Source organism: Pseudoalteromonas sp. SG43-1, assembly GCF_014164415.1.
In the GTDB taxonomy this organism is placed as follows: domain Bacteria; phylum Pseudomonadota; class Gammaproteobacteria; order Enterobacterales; family Alteromonadaceae; genus Pseudoalteromonas; species Pseudoalteromonas distincta.
On record NZ_JACJFD010000024.1, the window covers coordinates 34,931 to 51,439 of the forward strand.

Consider the following 16,509-nt stretch of genomic DNA (forward strand, 5'->3'; position numbering starts at 1 on the left):
GCTATTTTTTTCGGCACATTCTCGCTTTTCGCGTAGTAGGTCGCTTTGTGCCCATCAATGGTTGTTTACTCTCAACCATGTCGGCAACAATGCCGACCTACAAAATAGCGTGTTATTTCTTACTGGTTTTTGCTGCTTTTTTAGCGGCTTTTTCTAGCTTTTCGGCTTCAAGTCGGGCGACTTTTATACGCGCTAATAACTTATCGGCGGGTTCGTCGTTTGGATCTTGTGGTACAAGTTCACCGCGAAAGGCTTTGGCTAATATCGATTGCGTTAAGTTATCAACACGCTGTTTAGCATTCGCGAGGTTCTTTTCTAAGGTATCGGCTAAGGCGAAGTATTGTTCGACAAGGCGAACGATTTCGGTCTGTTCTGAAATTGAGGGAAGCTGGATATCTATATCATTAAAAAGTTTAAATGATATAGCTGGCATAGCTCCTCCTTTTACCTTTCTTGATATTTCGCTTTGAAACACAGGGGATTTTAAGAAAATAAATAAATATTCATTTGATAACTGTTCTTTCGGTATCATGACAAATAAATTATTAGCTAGCACCCCACTTTGACCAGTTCCCACATAACCGGCTGTTGCGCCGTAACGTACCATTACAACATCTTTTTTTTCAATTCTTCTGTTACTAGTTGCTACAGGAACGAATTTAAAATCTTCTGACCTTTGAGTAAAATTGATAATTCTTAAAAATTTTTCATACCCTATCTTAGCTTCATCAATTTGATTTGGTGATGGAACTTGTGTTCCTTGTTTAAAAGTAACTAAATCTACAATTTTAGTCATTTTCAAGTTTTCTTTTTCTCTATCAACACGCCATTGTTCGGTGAGTTTGCCAGAGACGGCGGCGGCAAGGACGGATTGGCGGAAGCGTTTGATAATATCCGGTAAATTGTTTAGGCGTTGTTGTATGGTGTCGACCTGCGCCAATAAACTATCAAGCTTTTCAACAATGCGCTTTTGTTCTGAGAGTGGAGAAACTATGAAGGGTAAAGTTGATAGCGTTTTCGGAGATAAGTTTGGCTGTAAAGTCTCTGATAAGTTACTTTCAACTAACTTCATAAAAATATCTGTTAGTAAATAATACTCACAATATTTTTTATCCATCTCAGCGTTAAACTTCAAATTACAAACTCGCTGATTGAGTAGTCCATTTTCACTTCCTTTAGGGTAATGACAGATCTTTAACTTCCCATTAGTAATCGGACGAGTAAGAGCCATCAATAAATCTTCAGACTTTACTAAAAAAGAGCTACTTGTATCTTCCAAATAGGAGAATGGTAAATACTCCTGATTCTTAATTAAATAATAGCCGCTCTGTACGTTTGATATTTTTACTACTGGAGCACCTGACCCTACAAAATCTTTACTTTTAAATGCATTACCTGATATCACACTACAAATTGAGCTAAGCTCATCTTGCACCCAACCTTTAGGTAATTCTTCTATATACTGCTGAGCCATTACTCAGCCCCCTCAATAACTTTTTTCTCTAGCCCAAACTCTTCAGCCAACAAAGCAACTTGCCCCTCAGCTTGGTCACTTGCGCCAAGATCTATCATTAGCTGGTTCATTTCACGCAGCGCTTCGGTAAGCTCTGTCATCGCTTGAGTCGCTAATACATCGGGCTCAGGCAAGTTCGCAGCATCAGTTACTGAGTTATCTTTAAGCCATGTTATATCTAAGCTATCGTTTTTAGCTTTAATAAACTCACGTGAGAATTTGCGCCAACGAGCATTTTCTATTAGCTCTGAGCTGTCAGTGTTTTTAATATCTTCATCATTGATAGGTGTGGTGCAACCTAAAATGTTGTAAACGCCTTCTTCTCGCTCTGCTTGGCCGTTAGCATCATCGCCGTAAACCGCTTCAAAGCTTTCAAGGTATTTATAAGTAAATGGGCTGCGTTTACCAAAGGTTTGCATGTTGGTACGTAAATCGTAAACCCAGGTGTTGGTTGTGCAGTCTTTATCTTGATGTGGGTTCTCTGGTGTGCCTTTTTGGAAAAACAACGCGTTAGTTTTAACGCCTGCGGCGTAAAATATACCAGTAGGCAAGCGTAAAATTGTGTGCAGGTTACATTTGTGCATTAAGTCGGTGCGTATTTCAGCGCCTCTGCCGCCTTCAAATAATACGTTATCGGGTATTACAACGGCAGCACGGCCACCTGGCTCAAGGCTATTGTATATATGCTGCATAAAACACAGTTGCTTGTTTGATGTTGGGTATACAAAGGTACGGGTAATATTAGTACTGCTTGCAGAGCCAAACGGCGGGTTTGTAAGTATTACGTTGGCTTTCGGCAGGTTTTCGCCATCATTACCTAAACTGTTACCAAGGCGTATTGCACCACCTAGTTCGTCATTACCTTCAATGTCGTGTAATAAGCAGTTCATTAATGCTAGGCGGCGGGTTTCAGGTACTAGTTCAAGCCCAACAAAGGCACGCTTCATTTGGAATTCTTGAGTGTCGTCGTCTAGATCGTCTAAATCGTTAGTTTGGCTTTTTATGTACTTGTCGGCCTCGATTAAAAAGCCTGCGGTGCCCGCTGCGGGATCTTGAATAACTTCGCGCGGTTGTGGCTGTAGTAAACGTACCATAGTTTCTATTAGTGGCCTTGGCGTAAAGTACTGGCCGGCGCCCGATTTAGTTTCGTTAGCATTTTTTTGTAATAAGCCTTCGTACATGTCGCCAAAGTCGTCACGAGTTTTAACAACATTCTCGCCATCGCCGCTTTGGTACCAATCTAGGCTATCCATTGTGGTTACAAGCTCTGTTAGCTGCCCTGCATTGGTAATAGTGGTATTTACGTTTTGGAATATGGCACGCACAATAGCGTGTTTGTCGTTACCTAGTTGTACTAGCATGTTGCGGTAAAATTGCAGTTGGTCGAGCCCTATTTTACCTTTTAGGTCGTTCCAACGCATACCTTGTGGTAGCAGGTCGGTTTCGGTACCTGTTTGCTCGGTCATTTTTAAAAACAGCAATGTGGCCAGCTCGTTTACGTAGTTTTGATACGACACGCCGCCATCGCGCAGGGTGTCACACATTTTCCAAAGTTTGGCTACTAAATCATTGTTGTTCATAGTGTCTCTTCATTTATAGGGTGGCATTAAGGCCAACGCTTCACAGTATTTGGTATTGTAATATAAGGGTTAAGATACACCTGCATTAATTAAGCAGGTTGCTCCCACATATAGTTATTAAATTGTTCTAGCACTTGGTTAAGCTCGTTATTAAAAATAGCATCGAGCTTGCGCTTACCACCACGGCGGCGGTAATTGCCGGTTTTAAATGTGTCGTCGTCAATGGCTACTTGCTCTTTTAAGCTATTGGCTAGGCGTTCTAACCACTGTAGCTGCTCGTTGCTCCAAGGTTTTTGCTGCTTTATTTTAGCCAGTGCGTTATTTACACGCTCATCAAACGGGAGTAATGCATCGCCGAGTGCTGCGCGGCGAATATGCCCTATTAACCGTGCAGCAATATCTTGGTTGGTGGTTTTTTTCCATGCAACCCTAAGAGTTGACTCGTTAAACGATTGCGCATCAAACCACTCTTGCAGCTCTATTAATGCTTTACGGGTTAAGTCTTTTGGTTTGGTTATAACGGTTTGTAGTGCAGCTTGGCTGTTCTCGCTTTGCTCTACGAGTTTGTCGAACGCTTCTAAAAAGTCTTCGGCGTTATCGTAATCACCATAGCCTTCTTTAAACTCTATTAGCTCGTCTTCTATGTCGGTGAAAATAGGCTCGTGACGTAGCTCGTTTATTTGCTTTTTAAGGTGCTCTAGGTTTTCGACCAGTTTTGGAAGTTGTGTAAAAATTTCGGCGCTTTGCTCTGGCCCTTTGGTTTTTAGGGTTTGGGCAAGGCTTGCAAAATCGCAACCAGCAGCGCCGGCTAATACGGTATCTAAGCGTTTTATTGATTGGTCAATTTGAGCTGACTTGTCTTGATTAAATACACCATGACCGACAATGCGCTGTACTTTAGCCACTAGTTGCTCGTGGCTGTGATGTGCAAACGAGCGGCCATCGGCCTCTAATGTTTTATAAGTTTGTGAGTCGGTTATTTCGTTTACTAAGGTGTTTAACTCTACTTTTGGACGCACAACCACTGGGCGCATTGTATCTACCGATTCGAGCGAGTCGTATAAATCGACGGCATCGTAAATAGTAAAGTTTACTTTGCCAACCTCTGGACATAAACGTGTGGCGCGCCCTTTCATTTGCTCGTACAAAATACGACTTTTTACTTTACGTAAAAACACCAGGTTACAAATGCTCGGTACGTCTATCCCTGTAGTGAGTAGGTCTACCGTTACTACAATATTAGGTAAACGCTCTTTGTTGTAGCGGGTGATCATACTTTGTATTTTTTTAGGATCTTTGTCGCTTTCGCCGGTTATTTTAATAATGGCGTCGTGCTCGAGGTTTGGGTAATGCTTTTTAAAAGCCTCACGCAGCTCAATCACCATATTATCGGCATGGGTGTTGTTTACACAAAATATGAGTGTTTTTTGCTTACCTGTTGGGTCAAGCTTTGTTGCTAGTGATTCGGCAACTATTTTATTAAAGTTTGATGCAATAATATCGCGGTTAAAGCTAGCTACTTCAAAGTCGCGCTCGTCTTCAAGGGTGTCTTGAATTAGCTCCCCTTGAGATGTTAAGCGTGTTACTTCTGAGCCTTTATCGATATAAATACCGTTTTGGTTAAGCTTAGTAATTATTTTTATAGGCGGTGCTTGGTCTATTAAGTAGCCGTCTATCACCGCTTTGCGGTAGCTGTAACGATACACAGGTAAACCAAAAATGTCGGTGGTGTGTAATGCGGGTGTTGCAGTAAGCCCTATTTTTACTGCATCAAAATGGTCAAGTATTCTGCGGTATGTTGATACGTAGTCGAGCTGGTTTCTAAATTCCATTTCGCCATCGGTTTGTTCTTTATCAAGAATATAACCACGGTGTGCTTCGTCTACTATTATGCAGTCGTAGCGCTCAACTGGCATAAATTCATCGCTTTGTAGCGTGCGCTTAACTAGCGATTGGATAGTTGATACATGTATTTTAGTTGCGTCTGACGGGAACTTATCGGTCAGGCCTTTTATATTAAATATGGTGTTAAAAGGCACATCATTTATGCGTGTGTCATCAAACGAGTTTAATGCTTGCTCACCCAATGAGCGCCTATCGACCAAAAACAAAATACGATTAAATCGGCGTGATTGTATTAGCCTATACATTAGCGCGATAGCGGTACGGGTTTTACCTGTACCAGTTGCCATAGCAAGTAATATATTTTGCTGACCTTTTTTAATGGCTTGCTCGGTGGCTGTTATGGCTTCTTTTTGAAAATAGCGAAGGCCTAAGCCTGTTGGTTCGTTAGTTTCGAGCCATTGCTGCGCGGCATCTATGTTGCCATCGAGCTTAGCTTTTAGTTCGCCTGGTGTATGCCATGCAGGTAATGCTTTAGCTTGGTTACTCACTTTACGAACATCGCGATACCAAATACCGCTTTTACTTAATAACTGGCGGCGGTACTCTCGCCCATTTGTTGAAAATACAAACGGTATTTTATAGCTGCGTGCGTTTGGCTCTTTGGATTCTTTCCACGTAATTTGGTAGCTGTTTTGAGCTTGTAGTTGCTCTGCTACTTTTTGATACTCTGCATCGTTTGCAACTCGCGCTTGAATTTCGGCGCTTAAATGATCAAGGTTAAAGTAAATACTGTAACGCTCAGCCTCAGTTAATTTGCCGCATACGTCGGTATTTATTTTTTTAGCCTCAACAACCCCTACCGGTTGTAAACCCACAAACAATACATAGTCGGCAAAGCCTGTTTTACCTGTTTCGTCAGCATCGGTTGGCCACTCTGCTATAGCTAGGTTTTTACCTATTTGTGGGCGCGTACCGTTTGCATAATTTAACACGGGCGTGTCGGCAGCCCAGCCTGCATCACGCAATTGCTGATCAATAAGAAAGCGCGTTTCTTTTTCTGATAGGTCTAAGCGGCGGGCGGCTGCACGCTGAGTGATCTCTTGTTTATATGCTTTGCGCTCTGCTTGTGTTTTTTGTGCAAGCTCTGCTTCTTTGGCTTGTAGCTGTGCTTCAAGTGCGTTTACTCGGTCTTGTGTTTGTTGCTCGGTTTCTTGCTGCTTGCCTTCTAAAATAGCAATATAGCCACTTAGCGCGGTAAGTTGATTTTTGTTTTGGGCAAGTTCTGTGTCGGTTTGCGCGTTACTATTTAATGCTTGTTGTAGCGCTTGCTTTAGCTCTGTTACTTGGTGTTGGTATTCGTTTTCTTGTTGGCCGTCTGGTAGTACAAATATAGGCGCTGCAAAATCAACATCTTTATTAATTAGTCGGTAATACCAAATACTTAAACGAAATGCTAAACGCAGTGCCATTTCGGCATCGTCTAAATCGTTGTGATAGTCGTGAACTGCTTGATTACCTACTTTACGCAGCATATGGAAAATATTGATTATAGAGTCATCAACCCACGATATTTTTGCAAGCTCTCTGATTAAGTCTACTTGCGTAGGGGGGAGTTCTAAATCAAGAAGTTTAGCAATGTGCTTGGCTGACGCTTCTCCAAACATGCGCAGTTTTACTAATGTGGTATTAGGATCGTCAGGAAAATTCTTTTCCGCAGCAAACGCTATGCGATAAAGAATATCGTTCACACCTTTTAAGAATTCAAAGTTTGATTTTTTCACTGGCTACTTCTCCTTTTACTCAATAGGTATTGGCAACTTATATACCAACACTATTGTCCTTTTTATTTTTCGTGTTTGATGTTTAGGCGCTTCATCCAATTGCTAAGCGTTTGGTGATCTTTTAAATTAAGCATTTGGGCCGCGTGGCTTTTAACATTCCCACTTGCTTTTAAAGCAGCTAAAACATAAGCTTTTTTATATTTATCAACTAATTGTGTAATATCTATTTTGTCGTCGTATGACAGTGTAACATCTGTAAAGCTTTCATTTTTAGCGCGGTTAATCATGGCACTTGCTAAGTCATTTTCAGTTATTGTTTGTGAGTCAGACCATAAAAAAGCACGGTTTAGTGTACTCCACAGCTCTCTAATATTCCCTTGCCACGGCTGAGATAAAATAAACTTTATTCCCTTTTCGGAAATATTTTTACTTATGTAGTCGGGATGCTTGCTAGCTGCTTTATTTATTTGCTCTACAAGTTGATTAACAATAACAGTGATGTCTTCAATACGCTCTCGTAGTGCTGGCATTTGTATAATGCCCACTGCTAAGCGATAAAATAAGTCTTCGCGGAACTTACCTTCTTCTACTAGCTTTGATAAATCTTTATGTGTGGCTGCAATAACACGTACATCAACATTAGTGGTTTGGGTGTCACCTAAACGGTTGATCTCGCCTTGTTGTAATGCCCTTAAAAGCTTTACTTGAATTTCGGGGGGTAATTCACCAACCTCATCTAAAAATAAAGTACCGCCATCGGCCTGTTCAAAAAGCCCTGGGTGATCTTTTTCAGCTCCAGTGAAGGCCCCTTTTTTATGACCAAACAAGGTTGAGTCAACAAGATTTTCTGCAAATGCTCCACAGTTGATTACTTTTAATGGCTTATTTGCTCGCAAGCTTCCTTTATGAATGGCTGTGGCCATTAGCTCTTTACCGGTTCCGGTTTCGCCAAGGATAAGTGCAGGTACTTCTGAGGCTGCAATTTTTTTAGCTTTGTTGACTACATTTTGCATTTGCACTGATTTTGCAGTGAGTTTTGAAAAAGCTTGCTCAATTTTAGGCTGCGAAGTAGCAGTATTGGCTATGTTTTTAGATGCCGACTTTACATATTCTTGGCCAAAATCAATAGGAATATCAACATGTAGCAACTCATTTTGTGGGGTTGCTTGAAGAAATTGAACATTCGATTTACCTTTACCGATAAGTACAGATAAAGTGGTCATTGCAGGCGTGCCAGATGTCAGGTTTATTGATAACGAATCCGCCTCTTCACTTAATTTATTAACCCAAAGCGCTGTTACTTGGTGAATAGACTCATAATCAATTGGGCTGGCTATATTGGCTTTATGTACCTGAATATCATGATATGGTTTTCCAATTGTAGCCATTCGCTTTTTTACAAAATCTTCAAACTTTTCCCAATACTTATGCTGATGATTAGAGAGTATTACAATTTTATCAAAAGGAGTTTGAGAGTTAGTAGCGAGAGTTGATATTGAGGCATTTTTTTCACCATCGAGCATGTTATCAATGTCTTTGGTGCCCAGCCAAGAAAGAAGTATATTCACAGTCCGTTTGCTCATATTGTTACTTTGTAAAGTATATTACATTAAATAATATAATTTACCCATAAAAAATAGCTACTTAACTTTCTTTTTTATATAAAGGTTAATACAAATGGATTGGTAAATTGCTTAAAAGCTTAGCTGGCTTGTTTTATGCTAATACAGCCTTTTTATGCGTTTTAATAAAAGAGGTTGCGATCCTATTTAATTTATTTAATAATCTTTTCAGAGCTTTACTGATGAGCTCGTTTCGCCCACTTTAAGCGCAGTCCTGTCGGATAATCATACTCTCAAATAAAAATAGTTAAACATTTAACATGCGTAATGTTAGTGGGCGGACGTAAGCATATTTAAGGTTTACACTATGAATCAGTTAGCACAATACTTTCCTTCTGGCCTGTCTATTTCTCGCGCCAAAAAAGACGCAAAAAAATTAAAAAAAGCAAAGGCAATTCCTTTAAACCAAGCACTAGATGAAATTGCTCAAAGTGAAATGAATTTAACTTGGGAGCAAGCATTAAAGGCTTTGTCGTCCAACGTTTATGAACAAAATACATCCTTAAACGAGGAAGTTTTAACGTTACCAGAAGCAGCTTTAAATCCAGAAAAAACGTCGGTAGAAGCAATGACCGAAGAAAGTTGTGAACAGTCAGACGAACAAGATGAGTTATTAGATGAAGATGAAGAGAAGGGGGAAGTAAATTTCACCCATACAATATATAACTCACAGCTAATAGCATTTGAAGAGATGGTAGACAAGAATAGTGGACAGGCAGATACATTTATCTACCCTGCAAACGAAGTTTTCATTCAGGGCAATGGAAATGGTACTAAGCTGTGGCCGTCACCATTGGCTGCAACCGAAAGCAATGCAGACCTCTTATGTAATATGCTTAATAAGTTCAGCCTACGTATTTTTGAGTATGAGCTAATAGATACAATCTATGAAGACGAAATTGGTGAAACTTCTTATGAAATGTGGTACGAATCAAACTCTCCAATCTATGAATCTAGTGACTGTGAGCGCGAAATTACCGCAGACCCAGACTACATACATGTTAAATCACAGCGTTCACTATATTTCGTAATAAATATGGTTCGCTCCACCCTGATAAGCTGGGAATTAGAAATGTAGCTAGCGTAAATTTGCTGGCTTTACTTTCTCTATATTTTAATAAAGTAAAGCCATATGAATCGTATTACTGATATCTGGGAGCGAGATGCTCCCTTTATATAAAAACACTTAAAAAAACAAAAACACAGTGTAATTTTGCTTTTAATGTTAATAAAACGATTGGACTAAATTTAAACCTTGCCATTAAAAACACCTATCTACTTCGAAATAGCCATTAAAAACCTACAAATATTGCCGTTCATGTTATTTTTTAAATTAAAAACAACTAAAGGCTTGCATTATAAAACAGGAGCATTTAAAGTTCGAAACATAGGTGGGTAGCAATGCTATTCCTCTGCAGTCTCCTCAGTAAATGGAGATAAATAAAAATATACAATTAGTTTATAAAAAATTAGTTAGCCTGTTGTGCTACTAAGTTGTGTTCCCCGCTTTTGCGGGGGTGAGCGACAAAACACTGTAGTAAAGAAAATTTAGTTAGCAATTGTAACTACTAATTTTTACCCTCCGCGTAAGCATAGGTATATGAAAACTAATCTGTATATTCCTTGTGGTTGGTAGGTATGTATTTTTACATATCTATCGACTCATTGAACCATCTACCTCTAAGTTACTTCCTCCTATTCAGTCGTATTTAATAGTTTTAAAAACTCATTTTTATATACACCTTAATCTTTTTTATCTGGTGATAGTCTAATTAATGCTTTCAACAAAAAAGCGCCTTAATAAAATCAGGACGCTTTACGTTTCGGACAAATAAACAAGGGTTATACAAATTTAAATAGCAAATATCTGAGCATGCTTTTCATGGCGCGTTTATTACTCTGGCAATATTTTTCATAATTAATAATGCCAATAATCATTTTAGTGCAAAAAAAACTCAGAGCTATAAACCAGGCAAAGTTTTGAGTCGACTTGTACTGTAAAAACAATATAGATGAGCCACTAAAAGTAATAGTCGAATAAACAATTTCTATTCGATATCGACTAATAGCTTTCAAAATTTTGGGCATTAAAAGCCGTCATCGTACGGGTCAAAAGCATCAAAGCAGCCATCATCGTTTAAATCCGCTATCGAATCTTCTATCTCGTAAACAGTCATTACTCGATTAGATTGGCCCATCACATTGCCCCCAACGTCTAAGATGTTAGCGCTCGCATTTGTGATAGGTAATCCTGTTGTTGGATTAATAGCAATATCACTAGCGTCATTATTTTTCATTTTTTAACCTTAATAATCATTAATTTATACTTTCAAATTTAATGATTTCGTGATAAAAAACAAACTGTTTGACTGCGCAGCTCAGCAACAAACAGTTTGTATAAGGCATTAACTCCTCTTCTATTTTTACTTAATTTTTTTTAAGCAAAAAACCTTTCCTATTTATCTAAAAAATTCATTAATAAGTTTAATTTGAAGGCGGTTTTGTCTGAAAGACGTTATAAAAAACGCATTTTTCGGCACGAAAAACTGCAAAAAAGCGCCTCAGAATGAGGCCAACAAGCGCGTAATGTGTTGTAGGCGAAGCCGCAGACACATGGAGACCGCGCGAATGTACAGCTGGTCTGTACCAACCGCGATAGTGTTTCGCATCAGCGAAATTCGATATCAATTTGGCACAAATTGATATCGAACCATAATTTTCGTCAGAAAATAAAAGCGAAGAAAAATGCGGATAATGGGGCACCCATCGCATTGTCTGAAGCGGCAGTATGGCGGTTGGTACAGAGCGTAGCTCGGTGCATTCGCGCTGGGTATAAAACGCTAGCGCGATAGCGCGTTGAGCCAGCTCGTTGCGGAGCAACACCAGAGCTGACGGGCGTTTTAGACCCTATGGTTGAACAACGAAGTTGAGAGACCATCAGCTGAAAGCTGCTTTTGTTGCGATAATTATCGCGACAATGATTCCGTGCATGCAGTTAAAGCATCTCGGAATGAAAAACGGGGTTTAAGTCATCAAATAACGGTAATTTGTGTACTGTGATACTAGTTAATTTTACTAATTAACTCACTAAAAGGATTTTGTAAATTGACTCAGCAACCATCAATAAATTTGGAAACGAACAACACTCTTCATACTCACTACCCTCGCTATTTTGATATTGATATGCGGTATTATCCAGGCGTAAACAATCATCAAAAAGGGGTTAACCGAACACGATTAACCGTTTTAATTGCTATTCGGTTTTCTATTGTTACACCAGGCATTGTACGTTGGCTATATGCCATCAATCATCGGTTAGCTTTAGAGCATCTAAACCGGCTAGAAAAAGATGGGTTTTTGCGGGTGGTAAAAACACACCGAAGCCCTGATGGTCGCGTCTATGTACCCACGTATACTGCTGCCAAATTTGCCGAGGAGTTAATGGGCATCGACGTGTATTTTAGGAGTAATAAGAACCCTGCTCTGCAGTTCAATAGTAACCATATAATGCATAATCTGATTAACGCATTTGTCATGTTGCGCGGTATACATAATTATCACAGTGATGAAACGTACGCCCCAATGTGGAAGGGATTTATTACCGAGCCAGAATTTCAACGAATTAACGGCCTATCCGCTGCACGAACAGTGGATGGCGCTGTGCTACTTCCTGATGGCTCAATAGCCGCTATTGAGGTGGAGCACTCTTTTAAAAATAAAACTGCACGGCAGGTCATTTTGCTAAAGTATTTGTCGTCACTAAAAAATGGCGATTACAGTAAGATTTTTTTATTTTCACAGTCACAGCAAATATTCGATGATATAAAACGACTTCATACACAATTATTTGAGGAAATGCCGCAACGTTTTGACAAGAAGACACGAGCACCACTTCTCAGTGAAAGCGATGCTGAATTACTTCACTCATCTATTATTTTCCGTACTAAATTATGTGAAGAAATTAATGAAATGTTTTATCAATAAGCGATAGATAAGCAAAGGGGGAATGGATATTAATCCATTCCCCCTTTGCTTTTGGCCTATTTAAAGCCTTGCCAACATTATTATTAAAAACACGCTTTTGTGAAGTAATAACAAGGCGCTATATTTGCATCACGCCTTCCCCTAGAGGTGTAATCTCTACTAATGAGATTGAGCTGCTGAAACCAGATTTCAGCTTCAGCAGTGAGCCTGCAAATAATGACTCATGGCATATTTTAGGGGTAATGATTAGGCAGTTATTTTATTATTAAAATAACTTATATTTGTCCTTTATTATTTATTTAGAAGACTGTTTATTGAATCTTGGATATTACGATCAATACGATCTTGTTCAAACTCGTCAACAAATTCATTTTCAATATCATTTTTATAGTCGTCTTCAAATTCATCCTCGAACTTGCTGCCAAAAACTGAATCAAAGCGCTCTTCTGGCGCATCACTAAATGCTTGCTCTGGCTCTTCATAAAACTCGTCATCGTAATCAGGATATGCTGATACGGGTTGGTATACATCGTTTATTAAACAAATCATTAATTTATATATCAACAATTTTACGCCACGATAATTAAGGTGCTTTTTATTAAAAACTTGAGGCTCTACAATAGCCCATAAACCCTTAAAGTTTGGGTTGTCGGCACTTAGCATGAGTTTGTTTATTTTATGATCGTTATCCCTAACAACCGTTTTTACATCTTCTAACAGGGTGATAATGTCTAGAGTAGAGGTATATCTGCAAGTCATATAATTTCCTTATTTTAAATTAACTTAATAATTATTGTCCGTTAATAATTATTTACTTCTCTTATTTTGAGGCTATTTATAAATAGGCACTCTCAGGGAGAAATAATGACTTTTTTTGTGAGTTTAAATTATTTATTTAAAACACAATTGGATCAGAATCTTTAAAACTAAAAAGCGAGCCTAAAGGCTCGCCAGAGTTTATGAGCTTGCTATTAACCGTAACCAACTGTCTTCTGCAGCTGCAAAATATACGTTGGGTTTTAGCATAAACAGCTGCTCAAATTCTGCACTAAACAAGCTGCAAAAGTTTGTTATGTCTTCAATATGTATGAGTAAAAAAGCATACATCTCAATACCTTCCAAATACCTCTCCGAGAACTCAGGATTAGCAGCTAGTAACTGTTGAGAAATACTAATACCTAGCACACACCCCACGCTATCTCGGTGTAAATAAACGTAATTGGTGAAGCCCAGTTCAAGTTCTTGCTTATCAACAACATCAGCTAATAGCAAAATGGTGGAAGCATCCTCCCAGGGGGATTTACTAGCGCGTACATATTGGCGTATAAACGGTGACTTTTGATCTTTCATGATTTTTCCTAATTATTTGTCCTAAAACTAACTAGGCATAAGTGAGGAGAAAAATTGAAAGGTAATATACAAACGACGTAAATTTGCAAAACACCTCAAAAACATTAAGGTTAAGATATTGTTTCAAATATTGAGAATTTAAAATGAGTGATTTTATATGGCTATTACCAGCTGCTGTGTTGACGATAATTCTAATTAAGCTTGTTAAACAAGCTAAGAAAGTAGATTAAGTAAAAAACTTAACTTTTTTGATATAGCCGACGGTAGTTAAAGTGACCAACAAGTCACTTTAAGGCCCAAAATGCAGCTTAAAAATCCCTAAAAGGCACTTTATGGTCAGGACTAAAAAAGAAAAATCTAAGTTTTACTTTTATTAACTACCAATTCTCTTTTCCAAATTAATTCTATAACCTACAAAACACAAATATAAGATTCAAAGACTCTACAAGTCTAAAATTTCAACTATTCAGTTAATACAATTTGCCTTTTAAGGTTATTTTTAAGATACTAACTAAGTGCTAACGAGTTACGTAAAATCGTAGCACAAGCCATAGCACGACAAAGTAACAAGTTGTTTTTAAAGACTTTAATTGAAAACCTTATAACTATCGCAGTTAATGCATTTACTATTTATGAGTAAAGCCACTTTTTAGCCTTTCCAATTAAAATCATTAAAAAACATAAAGATAGAGTTAAACTAAATATTTTTGACTACTTTTGATACAAGTCCAGTTCAATAAAAAACCTTTATTTTTCATTTAATCGTAGCACACATTCGTAACACACCATTTTATTTTTAGGTGTAAATTTCAGCCATAAATTATGCCTATTTTTCTCTGTTGCTTTGTTGATCCTAATCAATAAAAATAGCTGCACTTTTACTAAGCTTGATACTATTATTTTAACTTTTCTATGTCATTTTTTAAGCTAATATAAAACTAGCTGATCTGCCGAAAAGCGCTTAAGCCCTCTAGTCATACGCTAATCTCGCCAAAAGAACATTCAAATAAGTGATAACAAGGGAATATAGTACCTCCAAAAATTTAGTCTTTCTCAAAGCGTTATTTGCTCAAATACTCTATGCCTAAAATTAAACCCTATCTAAAGCGTTAAGATGCTCTAAATGATAATTTATTCTTCGTATCATTACTTTAATTTACTTAATCGCCCAACCGTACCTGTAATCAATTGGTCATATTATTCACTTAGTATTTATTTAAAATAAAATTCTAGACTGAGTAATGAAGACTTTTAAAAGCCCCCTGCCATCGAATTTAAATATTTCTTCTGAACAAAGCGATGTAAAAAACGTTATCAGCCATATTCGTAAGTTTGTTAGTCGTCGAACAAATAATACCGATGACGTAGACGACCTAGTCCAAGAAGCTTTGCTGAGAACTTTAAATAGAAATGACACATTAGAAATTGAAAACCTTCAGGCATATATAAATCAGGTAGCAAAGTCTGTTATGTATAGCGATTGGCAAAAAAACAAAAGCCAACAAAATAATACTGACGATATTGAGCTGTTTACAGATGAGAATAGCGACCCTGAGGCGCAGTCTATTACAGAGCAAAAGCTCGATCTTGTTAAAAATGCACTTCAAGAGTTACCACCACTTAGGCGAAATGTATTTAAGCTTCGTCGTATTGATGGATTAAGTCGCGAAGAAATTGCTAAGCAGTTAAATATGAGCCAAGAATCTGTAAAAAAACATATTACGCGCGCAATGATACAAATAACGCTTCACATAGAAAAAAATCAATAACAATGTCCCCTTTTTTAAATTTTTACGCTCTTTATATTTAATCAACGCAGATTAGGTTTTTTAATGAACGAACAACGCTTAGAACAGGCAGCAGATTGGGTAGACCGGATTAATGATTTAAATGATCATGACCGTGAAGAACTATCGCTTTGGTTAAAATGCACAGAAAATAAGGCTGCATTTGAAAAAATAGCCAATGTATTTGGCGATCCTGCTGTTAAACAAGCTCTATACATTTACACTAAACAAAATAATTTAGCGACTCCAGAAATTGCACCTAACACTAAACGCTCTAGAAATTTCCCTGTGCTCGCGTTAGCGGCAAGCTTTAGCGCTATTGCCTTTGCAGTGTACTGGCTTGCTATATCTCAACAAGCGTTTACACCAACACCTATTGCAAAAACAGCAGTTGAAACTAACCTACCTCAGCTTTTAGAAGCACGTTTAGGCAAACGTGTATCTAAGTTATTAGATGACGGTTCATATTTACACTTAAATGCAGATAGTGAGTTGACTGCACACTTACTACCACACTCTAGGCAAATCGAATTAAAAAAAGGACAGGTTTTTTTTGATGTAGCCAAAGATAAAACACGGCCATTTATAATAAATTCCGGACAAGCAAGCATTAAAGTACTAGGTACTTCTTTTGATGTAGAGCGCAATAAGGATGAAGTAGTGGTAACAGTGTACGAAGGCAGGGTAGAAGTCTCGGCCTTAGATAAAGTGATATTAACTCCCTCTCAACAAGCTGTTATAAAAAATGGACATATAGCTGTAGATTATAGCCAGCAGTTGGCACAACTCCCTGCTTGGCGAATGGGTTGGATTGATGCAAAAAAAGAACCTCTAACCACTGTTATCAAGCAATTGCAGCGTTATAGCCCTATGGTAATTAAAGTAGATAACGCACTCAATAATACTTTAATTAGCGGACGATTTAATCTCGAAACGCCGCAACAAAGCCTTATGCTGATAGCATCTACTTACAACTGGAATGTAGAAAAAAAGAGCAACGAACTTCATTTAACGCGACCTTAAATGAAGTATGTTGATTAAACTCTT

General features: G+C 38.2%; 11 protein-coding genes. 4 read left to right on the forward strand and 7 right to left on the reverse strand.

Features of this window, described 5'->3' with window-relative positions; translation table 11 throughout:
• Positions 1–112: 112 nt before the first annotated feature.
• The 4 genes from H5159_RS15685 to H5159_RS15700 all read right to left on the reverse strand — a co-directional run bounded on the left by H5159_RS15685 (position 113) and on the right by H5159_RS15700 (position 8,302).
• On the reverse strand, positions 113–1,474 hold the full coding sequence (locus H5159_RS15685) for a restriction endonuclease subunit S (protein WP_182780611.1): 1,362 nt from the start codon (positions 1,472–1,474) through the stop codon (positions 113–115).
• A complete protein-coding gene (locus H5159_RS15690; RefSeq protein WP_182780612.1) occupies positions 1,474–3,093 on the reverse strand; it encodes an N-6 DNA methylase in 1,620 nt (539 codons plus the stop codon). Before H5159_RS15690 ends, H5159_RS15685 begins: the two co-directional genes overlap by 1 nt.
• A gap of 89 nt (positions 3,094–3,182) precedes the next feature.
• Positions 3,183–6,719 carry a type I restriction-modification system endonuclease gene (hsdR, locus tag H5159_RS15695; RefSeq protein ID WP_182780613.1) on the reverse strand — a complete coding sequence of 1,179 codons (3,537 nt, stop codon included), beginning with the start codon at positions 6,717–6,719 and terminating at the stop codon, positions 3,183–3,185.
• 62 nt (positions 6,720–6,781) lie between these two features.
• Positions 6,782–8,302, reverse strand: a complete 1,521-nt coding sequence (locus H5159_RS15700; protein WP_259399121.1) for a sigma-54-dependent Fis family transcriptional regulator — start codon at positions 8,300–8,302, stop codon at positions 6,782–6,784.
• Positions 8,303–8,648: 346 nt separating this feature from the next.
• Here H5159_RS15700 and H5159_RS15705 point away from each other — a divergent pair, with 346 nt between their 5' ends.
• Positions 8,649–9,419 (forward strand): hypothetical protein, encoded by a 771-nt coding sequence (locus tag H5159_RS15705; RefSeq protein WP_182780614.1) that lies wholly within the window; start codon positions 8,649–8,651, stop codon positions 9,417–9,419.
• Between the two features lie 1,009 nt (positions 9,420–10,428).
• On the opposite strand, the gene H5159_RS15710 is transcribed toward H5159_RS15705, so the two are convergent.
• Positions 10,429–10,638, reverse strand: coding sequence for a hypothetical protein (locus H5159_RS15710; RefSeq protein WP_182780615.1), 210 nt, complete (start codon positions 10,636–10,638; stop codon positions 10,429–10,431).
• 808 nt (positions 10,639–11,446) lie between these two features.
• Between H5159_RS15710 and H5159_RS15715 the strand changes: the two genes are divergently transcribed.
• Positions 11,447–12,325, forward strand: coding sequence for a hypothetical protein (locus H5159_RS15715; protein ID WP_182780616.1), 879 nt, complete (start codon positions 11,447–11,449; stop codon positions 12,323–12,325).
• 291 nt (positions 12,326–12,616) lie between these two features.
• Here H5159_RS15715 and H5159_RS15720 read toward each other — a convergent pair whose 3' ends face one another.
• Complete coding sequence (locus tag H5159_RS15720; RefSeq protein WP_259399122.1) at positions 12,617–13,084, reverse strand: hypothetical protein; 468 nt, start codon at positions 13,082–13,084, stop codon at positions 12,617–12,619.
• 198 nt (positions 13,085–13,282) lie between these two features.
• Entirely contained in the window at positions 13,283–13,675 is a 393-nt protein-coding gene (locus tag H5159_RS15725; protein WP_182780617.1) for a hypothetical protein, read from the reverse strand.
• A gap of 1,241 nt (positions 13,676–14,916) precedes the next feature.
• Here H5159_RS15725 and H5159_RS15730 point away from each other — a divergent pair.
• Positions 14,917–15,444, forward strand: a complete 528-nt coding sequence (locus H5159_RS15730) for an RNA polymerase sigma factor (RefSeq protein ID WP_220496465.1) — start codon at positions 14,917–14,919, stop codon at positions 15,442–15,444.
• Positions 15,445–15,507: 63 nt separating this feature from the next.
• Positions 15,508–16,485 (forward strand): FecR family protein, encoded by a 978-nt coding sequence (locus H5159_RS15735; protein WP_182780618.1) that lies wholly within the window; start codon positions 15,508–15,510, stop codon positions 16,483–16,485.
• Positions 16,486–16,509: the final 24 nt, after the last annotated feature.

Bases quoted from the DNA above. Each gene is read 5' to 3' on its own strand.
- H5159_RS15685 (WP_182780611.1), bottom strand. From the start codon at position 1,474: ATGGCTCAGCAGTATATAGAAGAATTACCTAAAGGTTGGGTGCAAGAT.
- H5159_RS15690 (WP_182780612.1), bottom strand. From the start codon at position 3,093: ATGAACAACAATGATTTAGTAGCCAAACTTTGGAAAATGTGTGACACC.
- H5159_RS15700 (WP_259399121.1), bottom strand. From the start codon at position 8,302: ATGAGCAAACGGACTGTGAATATACTTCTTTCTTGGCTGGGCACCAAA.
- H5159_RS15705 (WP_182780614.1), top strand. From the start codon at position 8,649: ATGAATCAGTTAGCACAATACTTTCCTTCTGGCCTGTCTATTTCTCGC.
- H5159_RS15710 (WP_182780615.1), bottom strand. From the start codon at position 10,638: ATGAAAAATAATGACGCTAGTGATATTGCTATTAATCCAACAACAGGA.
- H5159_RS15720 (WP_259399122.1), bottom strand. From the start codon at position 13,084: ATGACTTGCAGATATACCTCTACTCTAGACATTATCACCCTGTTAGAA.
- H5159_RS15725 (WP_182780617.1), bottom strand. From the start codon at position 13,675: ATGAAAGATCAAAAGTCACCGTTTATACGCCAATATGTACGCGCTAGT.
- H5159_RS15730 (WP_220496465.1), top strand. From the start codon at position 14,917: ATGAAGACTTTTAAAAGCCCCCTGCCATCGAATTTAAATATTTCTTCT.
- H5159_RS15735 (WP_182780618.1), top strand. From the start codon at position 15,508: ATGAACGAACAACGCTTAGAACAGGCAGCAGATTGGGTAGACCGGATT.